Source organism: Rhizobacter fulvus (assembly GCF_964020785.1).
In genome coordinates, this window is the sequence record NZ_OZ224516.1 from 5394962 (window position 1) to 5409481 (window position 14520).

The 14520-nt window shown below is 69.3% G+C and carries 13 protein-coding genes; 6 read left to right on the forward strand and 7 right to left on the reverse strand.

Annotated features, from left to right (window positions below; all coding sequences use genetic code 11):
* The first annotated feature begins 2 nt into the window (after nt 1–2).
* The 4 genes from ACWH49_RS25520 to ACWH49_RS25535 are packed head-to-tail and all read left to right on the forward strand — an operon-like array spanning nt 3 to nt 4388.
* Nucleotides 3–809 (forward strand): enoyl-CoA hydratase/isomerase family protein, encoded by an 807-nt coding sequence (locus ACWH49_RS25520; RefSeq protein ID WP_448173985.1) that lies wholly within the window; start codon nt 3–5, stop codon nt 807–809.
* Complete coding sequence (locus ACWH49_RS25525; protein WP_448173986.1) at nt 806–2785, forward strand: acetyl/propionyl/methylcrotonyl-CoA carboxylase subunit alpha; 1980 nt, start codon at nt 806–808, stop codon at nt 2783–2785. Before ACWH49_RS25520 ends, ACWH49_RS25525 begins: the two co-directional genes overlap by 4 nt.
* The gene (locus ACWH49_RS25530; protein ID WP_448173987.1) at nt 2782–3918 is read left to right on the forward strand and encodes an acyl-CoA dehydrogenase family protein; all 1137 of its coding nucleotides are present in this window, start codon (nt 2782–2784) and stop codon (nt 3916–3918) included. The genes ACWH49_RS25525 and ACWH49_RS25530 overlap by 4 nt, the downstream gene beginning before the upstream one ends.
* Complete coding sequence (locus ACWH49_RS25535; protein WP_448173988.1) at nt 3915–4388, forward strand: thioesterase family protein; 474 nt, start codon at nt 3915–3917, stop codon at nt 4386–4388. The genes ACWH49_RS25530 and ACWH49_RS25535 overlap by 4 nt, the downstream gene beginning before the upstream one ends.
* Here ACWH49_RS25535 and ACWH49_RS25540 read toward each other — a convergent pair.
* From ACWH49_RS25540 to ACWH49_RS25570, 7 genes are all read right to left on the reverse strand, one after another.
* Nucleotides 4385–5944, reverse strand: coding sequence for a methyl-accepting chemotaxis protein (locus ACWH49_RS25540; protein WP_448173989.1), 1560 nt, complete (start codon nt 5942–5944; stop codon nt 4385–4387). The genes ACWH49_RS25535 and ACWH49_RS25540 overlap by 4 nt on opposite strands.
* 121 nt (nt 5945–6065) lie before the next feature.
* Nucleotides 6066–7244, reverse strand: a complete 1179-nt coding sequence (locus tag ACWH49_RS25545) for an ABC transporter substrate-binding protein (protein ID WP_448173990.1) — start codon at nt 7242–7244, stop codon at nt 6066–6068.
* Nucleotides 7245–7282: 38 nt separating this feature from the next.
* The gene (locus tag ACWH49_RS25550; RefSeq protein WP_448173991.1) at nt 7283–9139 is read right to left on the reverse strand and encodes an AMP-dependent synthetase/ligase; all 1857 of its coding nucleotides are present in this window, start codon (nt 9137–9139) and stop codon (nt 7283–7285) included.
* An 8-nt stretch (nt 9140–9147) separates the two neighbouring features.
* Nucleotides 9148–9927 (reverse strand): ABC transporter ATP-binding protein, encoded by a 780-nt coding sequence (locus ACWH49_RS25555; RefSeq protein ID WP_056463513.1) that lies wholly within the window; start codon nt 9925–9927, stop codon nt 9148–9150.
* The gene (locus tag ACWH49_RS25560) at nt 9924–10727 is read right to left on the reverse strand and encodes an ABC transporter ATP-binding protein (RefSeq protein WP_448173992.1); all 804 of its coding nucleotides are present in this window, start codon (nt 10725–10727) and stop codon (nt 9924–9926) included. Before ACWH49_RS25560 ends, ACWH49_RS25555 begins: the two co-directional genes overlap by 4 nt.
* Nucleotides 10724–11800: a branched-chain amino acid ABC transporter permease gene (locus tag ACWH49_RS25565; RefSeq protein WP_448173993.1), complete on the reverse strand. Its 1077-nt coding sequence runs from the start codon at nt 11798–11800 to the stop codon at nt 10724–10726. The genes ACWH49_RS25560 and ACWH49_RS25565 overlap by 4 nt, the downstream gene beginning before the upstream one ends.
* Nucleotides 11801–12008: 208 nt before the next feature.
* Nucleotides 12009–12884 (reverse strand): branched-chain amino acid ABC transporter permease, encoded by an 876-nt coding sequence (locus ACWH49_RS25570; protein WP_448173994.1) that lies wholly within the window; start codon nt 12882–12884, stop codon nt 12009–12011.
* A 149-nt stretch (nt 12885–13033) separates the two neighbouring features.
* Between ACWH49_RS25570 and ACWH49_RS25575 the strand changes: the two genes are divergently transcribed.
* Both ACWH49_RS25575 and ACWH49_RS25580 read left to right on the forward strand, forming a co-directional pair.
* A complete protein-coding gene (locus ACWH49_RS25575; protein ID WP_448173995.1) occupies nt 13034–13654 on the forward strand; it encodes a TetR family transcriptional regulator in 621 nt (206 codons plus the stop codon).
* Nucleotides 13651–14454 carry a crotonase/enoyl-CoA hydratase family protein gene (locus ACWH49_RS25580; RefSeq protein WP_448173996.1) on the forward strand — a complete coding sequence of 268 codons (804 nt, stop codon included), beginning with the start codon at nt 13651–13653 and terminating at the stop codon, nt 14452–14454. Before ACWH49_RS25575 ends, ACWH49_RS25580 begins: the two co-directional genes overlap by 4 nt.
* The last annotated feature ends 66 nt before the right edge of the window (nt 14455–14520 follow it).

The window sequence follows — 14520 nt, forward strand, 5'->3', positions numbered from 1 at the left end:
ACATGCTCCGGATCGACCAGCGCGGCGCGTTCGTCTTCGCGACGCTCGATGCGCCGGCCACGCGCAATGCGTTGAGCGACGCGATGGTCACGCGCCTCGCCGACGCGCTGGCGCTCGCCGAGGCGCACGCGGACACCCGCGCGCTGGTGATCCGCGGCGCCGGCGGCACGTTCTGCGCCGGCGGCGACTTCAGCGGCTTTCGCGCGCTGATGGCGCAGCCGGTGCCGTCGGATGGCATCGATCCGATCATCGGCTTCAACCGCGGCTTCGGCGCGTTGCTCGAGCGTCTTCAGGCCAGCCCGGTCGCGACAATCGCGGTCGTCGAGGGTGCGGCCATGGGCGGTGGCGCCGGGCTCGCAGCGGGCTGCGATGTCGTGCTCGCCAGCGCCACCGCGCAGTTCGGCACGCCCGAGGTCACGCTGGGCCTGCCGCCGGCGCAGATCGCGCCGTTCATCGCCGCACGTCTCGGCCACCCTGCCGCGCTGCGTCTGCTGCTCACCGGCCGGCGCCTGTCGGCGCCGCAGGCGCTGGCCTGCGGCCTCGCCGATGAAGTGCATGAGGGTGCCGCGCTCGACGCGCGGCTCGCCGCGTTGCTCACCGAACTCGGGCGCGCCGAACCGGCCGCCTTGCGCGCGACGAAGGCGATCCTGCAGGGCCGCCGCAGCGAGCCGCTGGCGGCCACGCTGGATCACGCCGCGCGAGCCTTCGCGCACGCGCTGCGCAGCGGCACCGCTGCCGAAGGCCTCGCGGCGCTGACCGGCAAGCGCCCTGCGGCGTGGGTCGTGCGGCCGGACGAGGGGAACCGATGACGCGCTTCGATTCGCTGCTGATCGCCAACCGCGGCGAGATCGTCACGCGGGTCGCCCGGACCGCACGCGCGATGGGCCTGAAGACGGTCGCGGTCGCCTCCGCGGCGGACCGGCACGCGCCGCACACCCAGGGCTGCGACGTGGTGATGAACATCGGCGGCGAACGGCCCGCCGATTCCTACCTGCGCATCGACAAGCTGCTTGGCGCCGCGCGGGCGAGCGGCGCCGAAGCCGTGCACCCCGGCTACGGCTTCCTGTCGGAGAACGCCGAATTCGCCCAGGCCGTGATCGACGCCGGCCTGGTGTGGGTCGGCCCTCCGCCGACCGCGATGCGCGCGATGGCCGACAAGTCGCGCGCGCGCCGGCGCATGGCCGCGGCCGGGGTGCCGGTGCTGCCCGGCTACGACGGCGACGACCAGCGGCCCGAGGCCTTGCGCGACGCGGCGCTGCGCACCGGCTTCCCGCTGATGGTCAAGGCCAGTGCGGGCGGCGGCGGGCGGGGCATGCGCCTCGTGCTCGACGCCGCGGCGCTGGATGCCGCGCTCGCCTCCGCCGCCGCCGAAGCGCGGGCCGCGTTCGGCGATGCCCGGCTGCTGATCGAGCGCGCGCTGTTGAACACGCGCCACGTCGAGATCCAGGTCTTCGCCGACACCCACGGCCGGGTGATCCACCTCGGCGAACGCGACTGCTCGGTGCAGCGCCGCCATCAGAAGGTGATCGAGGAGGCGCCGTCACCGGCCGTGTCGCCGGCGCTGCGCCGGCGCATGGGCGAAGTCGCCGTCGCGGTCGCCCGCGAGGTCGGATACGTTGGCGCCGGCACGGTCGAGTTCCTGCTCGACAGCCAGGGGCAAGAGCGCGGCGCGTTCTGGTTCATGGAAATGAACACGCGGCTGCAGGTCGAGCACCCGGTCACCGAGGCGCTGGTCGGGGTCGACCTGGTCGAGTGGCAGCTGCGCATCGCCGCCGGCGAAGCGTTGCCCTTGACGCAGGACGACGCGCTGACCCGCTTCGAGGCCGGCGGCCACGCGATCGAGGCACGCCTGTGCGCCGAAGACCCGGCCCACGGCTACCTGCCGCAGTCCGGCACCGTGCACCACTGGCAGCCACCGCGCGAAGTCCGTTGCGACCACGCGCTGGCCACCGGCTGCAGCGTCAGCCCGTTCTACGACTCGATGCTCGCGAAGGTCGTCGCGCACGGCACGAGCCGAGGCGCCGCGCTCCACCAGCTCGCCGACGCGCTGGATCGGACCACCTGCCTCGGCGTCACGACCAATCGCGCGTTCCTCGCGCGCGTGCTGCGCCATCCGGCGTTCGCCCGCGACGACGTCACCACCGCGTTCCTGGGCCAGCACTTCGGCGACGACGCCGCGCGCACCGACGCCGCGCCCTCCTGGTTGCGCGCCCTTGCCGCGGCGACCCATGCCCTGCTGCCGCCGGCCGCGCTGCCGATGCTGTGGGCCGGCTGGACTTCGTCGCACTGGGTCGACACGCTCGCGCCGGTCGAGGTCGACGGAGCGGCCGAGACCTGGCGGCTCACGGGCTCGCCCGGGATGCTGGTCGCGCAGTGCGGGGACGCGACGCACACGCTGGCCGGGCTCGTTCGAGACAGCCGGTCCACCGTGAGCGCGCTCGTCGACGACCGCCCGGTCACGGCCCGCTGCGTCCACGATGACCACGACTCCTGGTGGCTGTGCGATGGCGCCGAGGCCGCGCTGCGCGACCTGCGGCTGATCGGCACGCAAGGCGCGCAGACCGCGACGGCCGGTGCGCTGCGCGCCCCGATGCACGGTCGCGTCACCCAGGTTCATGCCGTCACCGGCGCCACCGTGCAGACCGGCGCACTGCTGCTGGTGATGGAGGCGATGAAGATGGAGCACCAGATCATCGCGCCGTTCGACGGCACGGTGAGTGCGCTGCACACCCGGGTCGACGACCAGGTCGGCGCGCGGCAGGTGCTGATCGAGATCGCGCGATGACACGGAACCCCGACCACGCGCTGTTCCGCGACAACGTGCGCGCGTTCGTCGACGCGGAAATCGTGCCGCACATCAACGCGTGGGACGAGGCGGGCAGCTTCCCGCGCGAGTTGTACCGCCGGGCCGCGCAGCTCGGCCTGCTCGGCCTGGGCTACCCCGAGGCGTACGGCGGCACGCCGGCGGGCACCTGGTTCCGCGTGATCGCCACCGAGGAGATCGCCCGCGCCGGCAGCGGCGGGCTGATGGCGAGCCTGTTCTCCCACAACATCGGGCTGCCGCCGATCCTGGCGCACGGCAGCGACGCGCTGAAGCAGCGCGTCGTCCCCGGCGTGCTGGCCGGCGAGCGCATCGCCGCGCTCGCGATCACCGAGCCGTCGGGTGGTTCCGATGTCGCGCGGCTGCGCTGCACCGCGCGCCGCGACGGCGACCACTGGGTCGTCGACGGCGACAAGACCTTCATCACCTCCGGCCTGCGCGCCGACTGGATCACGCTCGCCGTGCGCACCGGCCGCAACGGGGCCTCCGGCATCTCGCTGATCGCCGTGCCCGGCGACACGCCCGGCCTCACGCGCACGCCGCTCGCGAAGATGGGCTGGTGGTGCAGCGACACCGCGCAGCTGCACTTCGACCGCTGCCGCGTGCCGCTCGATCACCTGATCGGCGACGAGAATGCCGGCTTCCGCATGGTCATGGAGAACTTCAACGGCGAGCGCCTGCTGATGGCCGCCGGCGCGGCCGCGTTCGCCCAGGTCTGCTTCGACGAGGCACTCGACTGGGCGCGGCAGCGCCAGACCTTCGGCGCACCGCTGGTCGAGCACCAAGTCACGCGCCACAAGCTGATGGACATGAAGATGCGCCTGGCGAGCACGCGCGCCTGGCTGCACGCGATGGTCGACCGCCTCGACGCCGGCGAAACCGACGCCGACTGGATCGCCGAGCTGTGCCTGCTGAAGAACCACGCGACACAGACGATGCAGTGGTGCGCCGACGCCGCGGTCCAGATCCTCGGCGGCATGGGCTACATGCGCGGCACCCGGAGCGAGCGCATCTACCGCGAGGTCAAGGTGATGATGATCGGCGGCGGCGCCGAGGAGATCATGAAGGAACTGGCGGCGCGCCAGCTGGGCGTATGACCATCACCTCGTCGATCTTCGATCCGCCCTTCGTCGCGCAGCTGGCACTGATGTTCGAAGAGCGCATCAGCTTCAACCGGCTGCTCGGCCTGCGCATCACGTCGATGGAGGCGGCGGCGGTCGCCGGCGAGATCGAGATGCGGCCCGAGCTGATCGGCCACTTCACCCACAATCGCCTGCACGGCGGGGTGATCAGCGCGACGCTCGACGCGATGGCCGGCCTCGCGGTGATGGCCGCGATCGGCGCGCGCCATCTCGACGAACCGGTCGACGCCCGGCTGGCCCGCTTCGGCAAGCTCGGCACGATCGACCTGCGGATCGACTACCTGCGGCCCGCGATCGGCCCGCGCTTCACGGCGCGCGCCTCGGTGCTGCGGCTGGGCAGCCGGCTGGCCTCGACGCGGATGGAATTCATCGACGCGAAGGGCACGCTGGTCAGCACCGGCGCCGCCGCCTACATCGTCGCCTAGGCGGCGACTTTGAACGCGCCGACCGCACGGGCCAGCGTCACCGCCTGCGCCTGCAGGCTCTCGGCCGCGGCGGCCGATTGCTCCACCAGCGCGGCGTTCTGCTGCGTCATCTGGTCGAGCTGTCCGACCGCGCCATTGACCTGGCCGATGCCGTCGCTCTGTTCCGACGCCGCCGACGTGATCTCGGCAATGATGTCGCTCACGCGCTGCACCGAGCCGACGATCTCCTGCATCGTCCGTCCGGCATCGGTCACCAGACGCGAGCCGCCCGCCACCTTCTCGACCGAATCGCCGATCAGGCCCTTGATCTCGCGCGCCGCCGCCGCCGAGCGCTGCGCCAGGCTGCGCACCTCGCCGGCGACGACCGCGAAGCCGCGGCCCTGCTCGCCCGCGCGCGCCGCTTCGACGGCCGCGTTCAACGCCAGGATGTTGGTCTGGAACGCGATCCCGTCGATCACGCCGATGATGTCGGCGATCTTGCGCGAGCTGGCGTTGATGCGTTCCATCGTCGTCACAACCTCGGCGACGACCGCACCGCCGCGGGCCGCCACGTCGGCCGCCGAGCGGGCCAGCTGATCGGCCTGGCGCGCCGAATCGGCCGATTGCTTGACGGTGTCGGTCAGCTGCGCCATCGACGACGCGGTCTGCTGCAGGTTCGACGCGGTCTGCTCGGTGCGCGAGCTCAGGTCCTGGTTGCCGGTGGCGATCTCGGCACTGGCGGTGCCGATGCTGTCGCTGGTGCTGCGCACCTCGCCGACGAGCACGCGCAGCGCCGCCTGCATCCGCGCCAGCGAGCGCAGCATGTCGGCGAGCTCGTCGCTGCCCTCGGTGTCGATCGACTGGGTCAGGTCGCCGTCGGCGATGACCTGCGCGGCCTCGCTGGCGGCGCGGATCGGGCCGACGATCGACGCGGTATTCGCCAGCGTCAGCGGCACGATCACGACGACGGCGACGCCCAGCGCCCCCGCGAACCCGGCCAGCACGAGCAGGATGGTGCGGTCGAACCGCGCCTGGGCCGCCGCCTCCTCGGCGTTCAGCGCCGTCGACACCGCATCGAGTGCGCGCTCGACGGCGGTCACGTGTTCCTTGGCCTTGCCGAGCATCTTGTCGGCCACCTTGGCCGTGTCGAAGGCGCCGTTCTGGATCTGCTGCAGCACCGGCTCGGAGGCCTTGGCGTAGGCGTCGAGCCGCTCCAGCGCCTGGCGCGCGTTCGCGTCGTCCTGGGTCGCCAGCAGCGTCTGGAGGCCCTTGCGCGCCGCGGCGATCGAGGCCGCCCAGGCCTCGCGCGCCTTCAGGACGGCGACGCCGTCCTCGTAGTTGATGACCATGTCCTTTTCCCAGCGGCGCACGTCGCCGAGGGCCCCGCGCAAATCGCCGACGAGCCGCTGCTGCGTGACCGCCTGCGCGACCAGGTCGCGGTTCAGCGCCTTCAAGTGCGCCCCGCCGGCCAGCACGACGGCGCCGACGAGCAGGAACAGACCCAGCCCGAGGCCGACCGCACTGCGCATGCGGGTCTTGATCGTCAGGCGGCGCAACCAGGTACGCAGAGAATTCATTCGAGGCTTCCAGGACGGTTGACGAGGCCGCGCCGCTGCGGCGCGCCTCATGTCCTATCGGCAGCCTTCCGCGTGTCCTGAGCCGCAATTATCGAAAAGGTGACGGAAGGCTGCCTGCGCCTCACTGCGGCTTGAAGTACTCCGACATCACTTTCCAGCGGGCATCCTGCAACTGCGACAGGCGCGACACGTCGCTGCCAAGCCGCTTGGTCGCGGTGAACGTCGCCGGCGCGCTGCCGAACATGTCGCTCGCGAAGCTGGTGCTGTCCATTGCCTTGATGAAGCTGTCGGTGTTCAGCCCGGCGCCGGCCTTGGCCGCGGCGACCGCGAACGCGTCGATCGCGTTGTAGCCGTAGACCGAGAACACGGTCGGGTCCTCGCTGAACTTGGTCTTGTACTTGGCGGCCCAGAAGCTGATCGCCTTCGAGGCGTCGTCGAGGTAGGGGTTCTGCACCGTCATCGTCGCGTACAGGCCGTCCATCGCCTTGCCGCCGAGCTTGTGGATCAGGTCGGTGTAGGCGGCGCTGGAGCCGAGGAAGGTCGGGCTGAAGCCGGTCTTGCGGCTCTCGGCGATCGCCCCGATCGTCTCGCGGATGATGGTGCCGAGCACGACGAAATCGCAACCCGCCGCCTTCATGCGCGCCACCTGGGACGAGAAGTCGGTCGCGCCGCGCTTGTAGCTGGTCTTCTCGACGAAGTCCATGCCCATGGTCTTGAGGCCCGCCTCGCCACCGCGCACGACCTCGAGGCCGAACTCGTCGTCCTGGTACATCGTGCAGACCTTCTTGGCGCCCTTCTCCTTCACGAGCCTGGGCACGGCGCCACGCATCTGGTCGTAGTAGGTCGCCGCGAACGAATACTTGAGGCGGTTGAACGGCTCGTACATCTCGCGCGCCGCAGTCACCGGAAAGAAGTTGATCACGTTCTTCTCGAACTGCACCGGCATCGCCGCGTTGTTCTGCGCCGTGCCGATGTGGCCGACCATGATGAAGATCTTGTCCTGGTTGACCAGCTTCTGCGCCGCCAGCACCGCCTTCTTCGGGTCGTAGGCCGAATCCTCGACGATCAGCTTGATCTTGCGGCCGTTGATGCCGCCCTGCTCGTTGATCTCGTCGACGCGCAGCAGCATGCCGTTGCGCACCTGCTTGCCGAAGCCGGCGATCGGGCCGGACAGGTCCTGGATCGACCCGACGACGATCTCGTCCTTGCTCACGCCCTGCGGCGGGGCCTTGGACTGCGCAAAGGCAGCGCTCGTCGCCAGCGCCATTGCCGCGGCGGTGAATGTGAGAACGGTCTTCATCGTCTGTCTCCTTGGGTGATGAATGAGTGACTTCGGCGTCAGCCGTACATCGCGTCGATGCGGGCAGCGTACTTCTTCTCGACGAGCTTGCGCTTCAACTTCATCGTCGGCGTCAGCTCGTCGTCTTCGGCGCTCAGCTGCGTGTCGAGCAGCCAGAACTTCTTGATCTGTTCGACCCGCGCGAACTTCCTGTTGACCCGCTCGACCTCGCCCTGGATCAGCGCCTGCACCTCGGCGCTCAGCGTCAGGCTGGTGTAGTTGCTGAACGGGATGTCGCGGTCCTGCGCGTACTTCTCGACGTTCTCCTGGTCGATCATCACGATCACGGTCAGGTACGGCCGCTTGTCGCCGACCACCACCGCGTCGGTGATGTACGGCGAGAACTTCAGGTCGTTCTCGAGCTCGCTCGGCGTGATGTTCTTGCCGCCGGCGGTGATGATGATGTCCTTCATCCGGTCGGTGATGCGGAAGTAGCCGTCGGCGTCGACCAGGCCGACGTCGCCGGTGTGCAGCCAGCCGTCGGCATCGATCGTCTCCGCCGTCTTGTCCGGCAGGTTCAGGTAGCCCATGAACACGTTCGGGCCGCGCACCAGCAGCTCGCCGGTGGCCGGGTCGAGCTTCACCTCGTTGAACGGGCACGCGGGGCCGATCATGCCGGGCTTGATCCGGTCGGCCGGCGTGTAGGTCGAGGCGCCGCAGGTCTCGGTCATGCCCCAGACCTCGACCATCGGCACGCCGAGCGCGAGGTACCACCTGACCAGGTCGGGCGAGATCGGCGCCGCGCCCGTCACGCAGAAGCGCGCACGGTGGATGCCGATCAGCTTGCGCACGTTGTTCAGCGCGAGCAGGCGGGCCAGCGCAAATTGCAGCTTCAGCCACGCGCCGACCGACTCGCCCGCGAGCACCTTGTCGGCGATGCGCGTGCCCACGCCGATGCTCCACGCGTACGCAAGCTGTTGTGCCTTGCCCGACTCGCGCAGCGCGATCATCACGCCACTGTAGAACTTCTCCCAGATCCGCGGCACGGCGGTGAAGACGGTCGGCGCGATCTCGCGCACGTTCTCGGGCACCGTCTCGGGGTTCTCGACGAAGTTCAGCTTCGAGCCGGTATAGAGCGCAAAGTACTCGCCGCCCATGCGCTCGGCGATGTGGCACAGCGGCAGGAAGCACATGCGCTCGTCCGTTTCGTCCTGCGCGACGATGCGGTTGTAGCCGCGCGCGGTGTACACGAGGCCGCGATGCGAATGCATCGCGCCCTTGGGCTTGCCGGTCGTGCCGGAGGTGTAGACCAGGATCGCCAGGTCCTCGGGGCGGCACGCGGCTACCCGCGCATCGAGCTCGCCCGGGTGCGACTGCGCATGCGCGCGGCCGAGCGCACGCAACGCGGCCAGGTCGATCACGTCGGGGTCGGTGAACTCGCGCAGGCCCTTCGGGTCGAACACGACAATCTTGCGCAGCAGCGGCAGGCCGGCGCGCACCTCGAGCGCCTTGTCGAGCTGCTCCTCGTCTTCGACGAACAGCACGCGGGTGCGCGAGTCCTCGCAGAGGTAGTGCACCTGCGGCGCGGCGTCGGTCGGGTAGATGCCGTTCGAGACGCCGCCGCAGCTCAGCACCGCGAGGTCCGCGAGCACCCATTCGACGACCGTGTTCGACGCGATCGACGCGCAATCGCCGGCCCGGAAACCGAGCGCGAGCAGGCCGTCCCCGATCTCGCGCACCGCCTGCGCGGTCTCGTCCCAGGTCCACTCGCGCCAGATGCCGAGCTTCTTCTGGCGCATGAACACGCGCCCGGCCCGCTGCGCGGCGGCATTCCAGAACATCGCGGACAGCGTGTCGCCTTCGACGACCACATCCTCGCGTGGCTTCAGGTGGCTCAGGTCCCAGAGGTTGCTCATGTCGTCGATCAACGCCAGGTTTTCTTCTTTTTCCAGCGCCGCTCGCCGCGCACGCCGGATTCCTTCATGCCGAGGTAGAACTCCTTGATGTCGTCCTTCTCGCGCAGCTTGTCGCAGCTGTCCTCCATCACGATGCGACCGTTCTCGAGCACGTAGCCGAAGTCGGCCACGTTGAGTGCCATGTTCGCGTTCTGCTCGACCAGCAGGATCGTCGTGCCGCGCTCGCGGTTGATGCGGATCACGATCTCGAAGATCTCGCGCGTGAGCCGCGGCGACAGGCCGAGGCTGGGCTCGTCGAGCAGGATCAGCTCGGGCGCCGCCATCAGCGCGCGCGAGATCGCGAGCATCTGCTGCTGGCCGCCGGAGAGCAGTCCGGCGTCCTGCCCTGCCCGCTCGCGCAGGATCGGGAAGTAGCCATAGACGACCTCGAGGTCGCGCGCGACGCCGTCGCGATCGCGCCGCGTGTAGGCGCCCATCATCAGGTTGTCGTGGATCGACAGCAGCGGGAACACCTCGCGGCCCTCGGGCACGTGCGACAGGCCGCGCTGCACGATCAGCGCCGGGTCGCGCGCGGTGATGTCCTCGCCCTTGAACGCGATGCTGCCCTTGCGCGGGTCGATGATCCCGGAGATCGTCTTCAGGATCGTCGACTTGCCGGCGCCGTTCGAGCCCAGCACGGTCGCGATCTGGCCGGGCCGGACCTGCAGGCTGACCCCGCGGATCGCGCGGATCGGCCCATAGGCGCTCTCGACGTTCAGCAGCTTCAGGATCGGCTCGTCGGCGCTCATGCGGTCACCTTCCTGCGCAAGCTCGCCACGTCGTCGACCGACCCGAGGTAGGCCTCGATCACGCCCGGGTGCCGCTGCACCTCGGCCGGTGTGCCGAGCGCCAGCACCTCGCCCTGGTTCATCGCCAGCACGCGGTCCGAGACCTTGGAGACCAGCGCCATGTCGTGCTCGACCATCAGCACCGTGATGCCGAGTTCGTTGCGGATGTCGTCGATCCAGAACGCCATGTCGTCGGTTTCCTCGACGTTCAGACCCGACGACGGTTCGTCCAGCAGCAGCAGCTTCGGCTCGGTGCACAGCGCGCGCGCCAGCTCGACGACCTTGCGCACGCCGTACGGCAGCCCGGCGACCAGCGACTCCCGGTGGTGCTGCAGATCGAGCAGGTCGATCACCTGCTCGACCTTCTCGCGCGCCGCGATCTCGGCCGCACGCGTCTTGCGCGTGAACAGCAGCTCGCTCCACAGACTCGTCTGGCGGTGCGTGTGGCGGCCGATCAGCAGGTTCTGCAGCACGCTCGCGTGCTCGAACAGCTCGATGTTCTGGAAGGTGCGCGCGATGCCGAGCCTGGCGATGTCGTGCGGCGCCTTCTCGGCCAGCGGCTGGCCTTCAAAAACGAGCGAGCCGGTGGTCGGCGTGTAGAGCCGCGAGATCAGGTTGAACACCGTCGTCTTGCCCGCACCGTTCGGGCCGATCAGCGTGAAGACCTCGCCACGCTTGACGTCGAAGCTGACCTTGCTGACCGCGAGCACGCCGCCGAAGCGCACGCTCAGGTCTGTCGCCGAAAGCAGCACGTCGCTCATTTCAGGCGGTCCGACTTGAGGTAGCTCTTCTGCCGCTGGAACATGCCCTTGCGGTAGAACGGAAAGATCTGCAGGTAGGTGCGCATCTTCAGCCAGCGCCCGTACAGCCCGAGGGGCTCGAACAGCACGAACGCGATCAGCACCAGCCCGTAGACCAGCCCCTGCAGGCCCGGCGCCTGGCCGATCGTCGCGGGGAGCCAGTCCTTCGACAGGTTGATCACCTGCGGCATCGTGATCAGGAAGATCGCGCCGAGGAACGCGCCGTGGATCGAGCCGATGCCGCCGATCACGATCATCAGCACCAGGTCGACCGACTGCAGGATGTTGAACTGATCGGGCGAAATGAACTGCAGCTTGTGCGCGTACAGCGCGCCGCCGATGCCGGCCAGCGCCGCGGAGATCGCGAACGACAGCGTCTTGTAGCGCGCGAGGTGGATGCCCATGCTCTGCGCCGACACTTCCGAGTCGCGGATCGCGACGAACGCCCGGCCGGTCGGCGAACGCAGCAGGTTCAGCACCGCCAGCGTCGCGAGCACCGTGATGACCAGGCAGGCGAAGTAGAACGAGGCGTCGGTGTCGAGCACCAGCCCGAACACGTCGGGCGCCTTGATGTGGATGCCCGCATTGCCGCCCGTCACGCGCTCCCAGCGCGCGAACACCTCTTCGACGATGAACCCGAACGCGAGCGTCGCGATCGCGAGGTAGATCCCCTTCACGCGCAGCGCCGGCAGCCCGACCACCATGCCCACTGCCGCCGAGATCAATCCCGCCATCGCGAGCGCGATCGGCGCCGGCACGCCTGCGTTCGTGAGCGCCGCCTGGGTGTACGCGCCGACGCCGAGGAACGCGGCGTGTCCGAGCGAGAACAGGCCCGTGAAGCCGGACAGCAGCATCAGCCCGAGCCCGACGACCGAGTAGATCAGCACGAAGGTCAGCTGGGCCAGCCAGTATTCCGAGAACACCCAGGGTGCGGCGAGCATCGTGAGCATCAATGCCGAATACCAGAAGACCTGACCGCCGTGCTTGGCGAGCTTGATGTCCTGCGCGTAATCCGTCTTGAAGATGAAGCGCATGGGTATCAGCGGTTCGTTCGCAGTGGAGCGGCAAAGGCGCGCCCGGGCAACCTGCTCCGCTTCTCGGAGGCGATCGCTGCGCGATGACTGCCCTGCGCCGCTCGACGCCTCCCAGGCGCCGCGCAACCCACCCGGGCGCGCCTTGGCTGCAACCGTCGGAGCAGTTCGGTGGAAAAGGTCAGGTGGAGGTTGTCGCGGCAGGCCATCGTCAGACCTTCTTCCGCAACTTCTCGCCGAACAGCCCGTTCGGCTTGACGACCAGCATGATCAGCACGACCACGTAAGCAGCGATGTCCTTGAACCCTTCCGGCAGATAAAACCCCGACAACGACTCGACGATCCCAATGATCAATCCGCCGACCAGCGCCCCCGGCAAGCTGCCGAAGCCCCCCACCACTGCCGCCGGCATCGCCTTCAACCCGATGAACCCCATGTTCGCGTGCACGAACGTGATCGGCGCGAGCAGCAATCCGGCGACCGCGGCGACCGCAGCGGCCAGCCCCCACACCAGCCCGTTCAACCGCTTGACCGGGATGCCCATGTAGTACGCCGCGATCTGGTTCTGCGAGGCCGCCTGCATCGCGACGCCGACCTTGCTGTACTTGAAGACGGCATAGAGCACGCCGCTGAGCACCACCGTCGCGGCGATGATGACCATCTGCTCGACGTTCAGCACCAGCGCGCCGACGTTCCAGGCCTGGTCCTTGTAGGGCACCGGCAGCGTGTGGGTTTCGGTACCGATGCCCGGCACCATCGTGATCGCGCCGCGTGCGACGTAGCCGATGCCGATCGTCAGCATCACGATCGAGAACGCCGGCTGGCCCAGGATAGGCCGGATCACGAGCCGCTCCAGCACGATGCCGAACACGCCCATCGCCAGCACCGCCGCCGCGAACGCGAGCCAGAACGGGAAGCCGAGCGAGCTCATCACGACCAGCCCGATGAATGCGCCGAGCATCATCAGTTCGCCCTGCGCGAAGCTCACGGTCTCGGTGGCCTTGTAGATCAGCACCACGCCGAGCGCGATCAGGCCGTAGATACAGCCTTGCGCAATGCCGCTGATGACGATCTGAAGAGCCTGCACCCCAAAGTCTCCAGGACGGCCTGCATGCGATGCTCGTGGCGGCGATCGTTGCGGCCAGCTGCTTCTTGTTGATATGCTCGGCTTGCCAAGCAAGCAGTTGCTTTGTATCGAAGTCGATTGCGGCGCGTCAGCGTACAAACCCGAAACCCATGCCGGTCAAACCCCGCCCCCCTGCCAGCGAAGGCCCCGACAACCGGCGTGCCGATCTGGTGCGCGTCGCCGCCCGGCTGTTCCGCGAAAAGGGCTTCGACGGCACGACGATTCGCGACATCGCGCACGCCGTGGGCATGCGCTCGGGCAGTCCGTTCTATCACTTCGCGAACAAGCACGAACTGCTGATGGCGGTGATGGAGGAAGGCCTGCGCCTCGGCCTGGACCGAACGACCGACGCGGTCGATCCCAGCCTGTCGGCAAGCGAGCGCTTCCGGCAGCTGGTGCGCACGCACTACGGCATCCTGCACGACACCGGCAGCGATTTCATCCCGGTGATGCTGTACGACTGGCGCTCGCTGCCGGCGCAGTACAAGCGCCGCATCATCGAGCTGAAGGACCGCTACGACGCGATCTGGCAGCGCACCCTCGATGAACTGCACGAACAGGGCCTGCTGCGCGCGGACGCCAAGCTGGCGCGGCTCATGATTCTCGGCGCGATGAACTTCTCCGCGACCTGGTACCGCGCGCGCCCCAAGTCCGCGCGCGCCGCGACGCATCGCGTCGATCTCGACGAACTGGCCGCGCAGACGGTGGCTCTGGTGCTGCACCCGGCATGAGCGACGCGGTCCAGATCGATCGCGACGGGCCGGTCTGGACCGTCACGCTGAACCGGCCCGAGGTGCGCAATGCTGTCGACGGCCCGACCGCGCGCGCGCTTTGGAAGGCGTTTCGCGATTTCGACGCCGATGCGGACGCCGCCGTCGCGATCCTGCAGGGCGCCGGCGGCCAGTTTTGCGCCGGCGCCGACCTGAAGGCGGTGGCGGGCGGCTTCGGCGACGCGTCGCGGGCCAATCCGCTCGATGCGGACATGCGCGCGATCGGCCCGATGGGCCCGACGCGCCTGCAGCTGAGCAAGCCCGTGATTGCCGCGGTCGAGGGGCACGCCGTCGCCGGTGGCCTCGAGCTCGCGCTGTGGTGCGACCTGCGGGTGGCAAGCGCGACGGCGGTGTTCGGCGTGTACTGTCGCCGCTTCGGCGTGCCGCTGATCGATGGCGGCACGGTGCGACTGCCGCGGCTGATCGGCGAAAGCCGCGCGCTCGACCTGATCCTGACCGGCCGCGCGGTCGCGGCCGACGAGGCACTCGCGCTCGGCCTGGCGAACCGCGTCGTGTCGGCCGGCCAGGCGCTGGCCGCCGCGATCGAGCTGGCGCAGCAGATCGCCGCGTTCCCGCAGCAGTGCCTGCGCAACGACCGCGCGAGCGTGATGGCGCAGCACGGGCTGCCGCTGCAGGCGGCACTGGCGCAGGAGTTCGCGCTCGGCCAGCGCACGCTCGCGTCGGGCGAATCGGTCCAGGGCGCCCGGCGCTTCACCGAGGGCACCGGCCGCCACGGCCGCTTCGACGACGACGGGCGCTGATCCGGCACCGCCGGGAACATGTCCGAAAACGGCCAGTCGGCCGCGGCACGGTCGCGATAATCGACG

Excerpts from the sequence above, each read along its gene's own strand:
- ACWH49_RS25560 (WP_448173992.1), bottom strand. The coding sequence starts at position 10,727 with ATGAGCGACGTGCTGCTTTCGGCGACAGACCTGAGCGTGCGCTTCGGC.
- ACWH49_RS25525 (WP_448173986.1), top strand. The coding sequence starts at position 806 with ATGACGCGCTTCGATTCGCTGCTGATCGCCAACCGCGGCGAGATCGTC.
- ACWH49_RS25535 (WP_448173988.1), top strand. The coding sequence starts at position 3,915 with ATGACCATCACCTCGTCGATCTTCGATCCGCCCTTCGTCGCGCAGCTG.
- ACWH49_RS25565 (WP_448173993.1), bottom strand. The coding sequence starts at position 11,800 with ATGCGCTTCATCTTCAAGACGGATTACGCGCAGGACATCAAGCTCGCC.
- ACWH49_RS25530 (WP_448173987.1), top strand. The coding sequence starts at position 2,782 with ATGACACGGAACCCCGACCACGCGCTGTTCCGCGACAACGTGCGCGCG.
- ACWH49_RS25545 (WP_448173990.1), bottom strand. The coding sequence starts at position 7,244 with ATGAAGACCGTTCTCACATTCACCGCCGCGGCAATGGCGCTGGCGACG.
- ACWH49_RS25555 (WP_056463513.1), bottom strand. The coding sequence starts at position 9,927 with ATGAGCGCCGACGAGCCGATCCTGAAGCTGCTGAACGTCGAGAGCGCC.
- ACWH49_RS25550 (WP_448173991.1), bottom strand. The coding sequence starts at position 9,139 with ATGAGCAACCTCTGGGACCTGAGCCACCTGAAGCCACGCGAGGATGTG.
- ACWH49_RS25580 (WP_448173996.1), top strand. The coding sequence starts at position 13,651 with ATGAGCGACGCGGTCCAGATCGATCGCGACGGGCCGGTCTGGACCGTC.
- ACWH49_RS25540 (WP_448173989.1), bottom strand. The coding sequence starts at position 5,944 with ATGAATTCTCTGCGTACCTGGTTGCGCCGCCTGACGATCAAGACCCGC.
- ACWH49_RS25575 (WP_448173995.1), top strand. The coding sequence starts at position 13,034 with ATGCCGGTCAAACCCCGCCCCCCTGCCAGCGAAGGCCCCGACAACCGG.
- ACWH49_RS25520 (WP_448173985.1), top strand. The coding sequence starts at position 3 with ATGCTCCGGATCGACCAGCGCGGCGCGTTCGTCTTCGCGACGCTCGAT.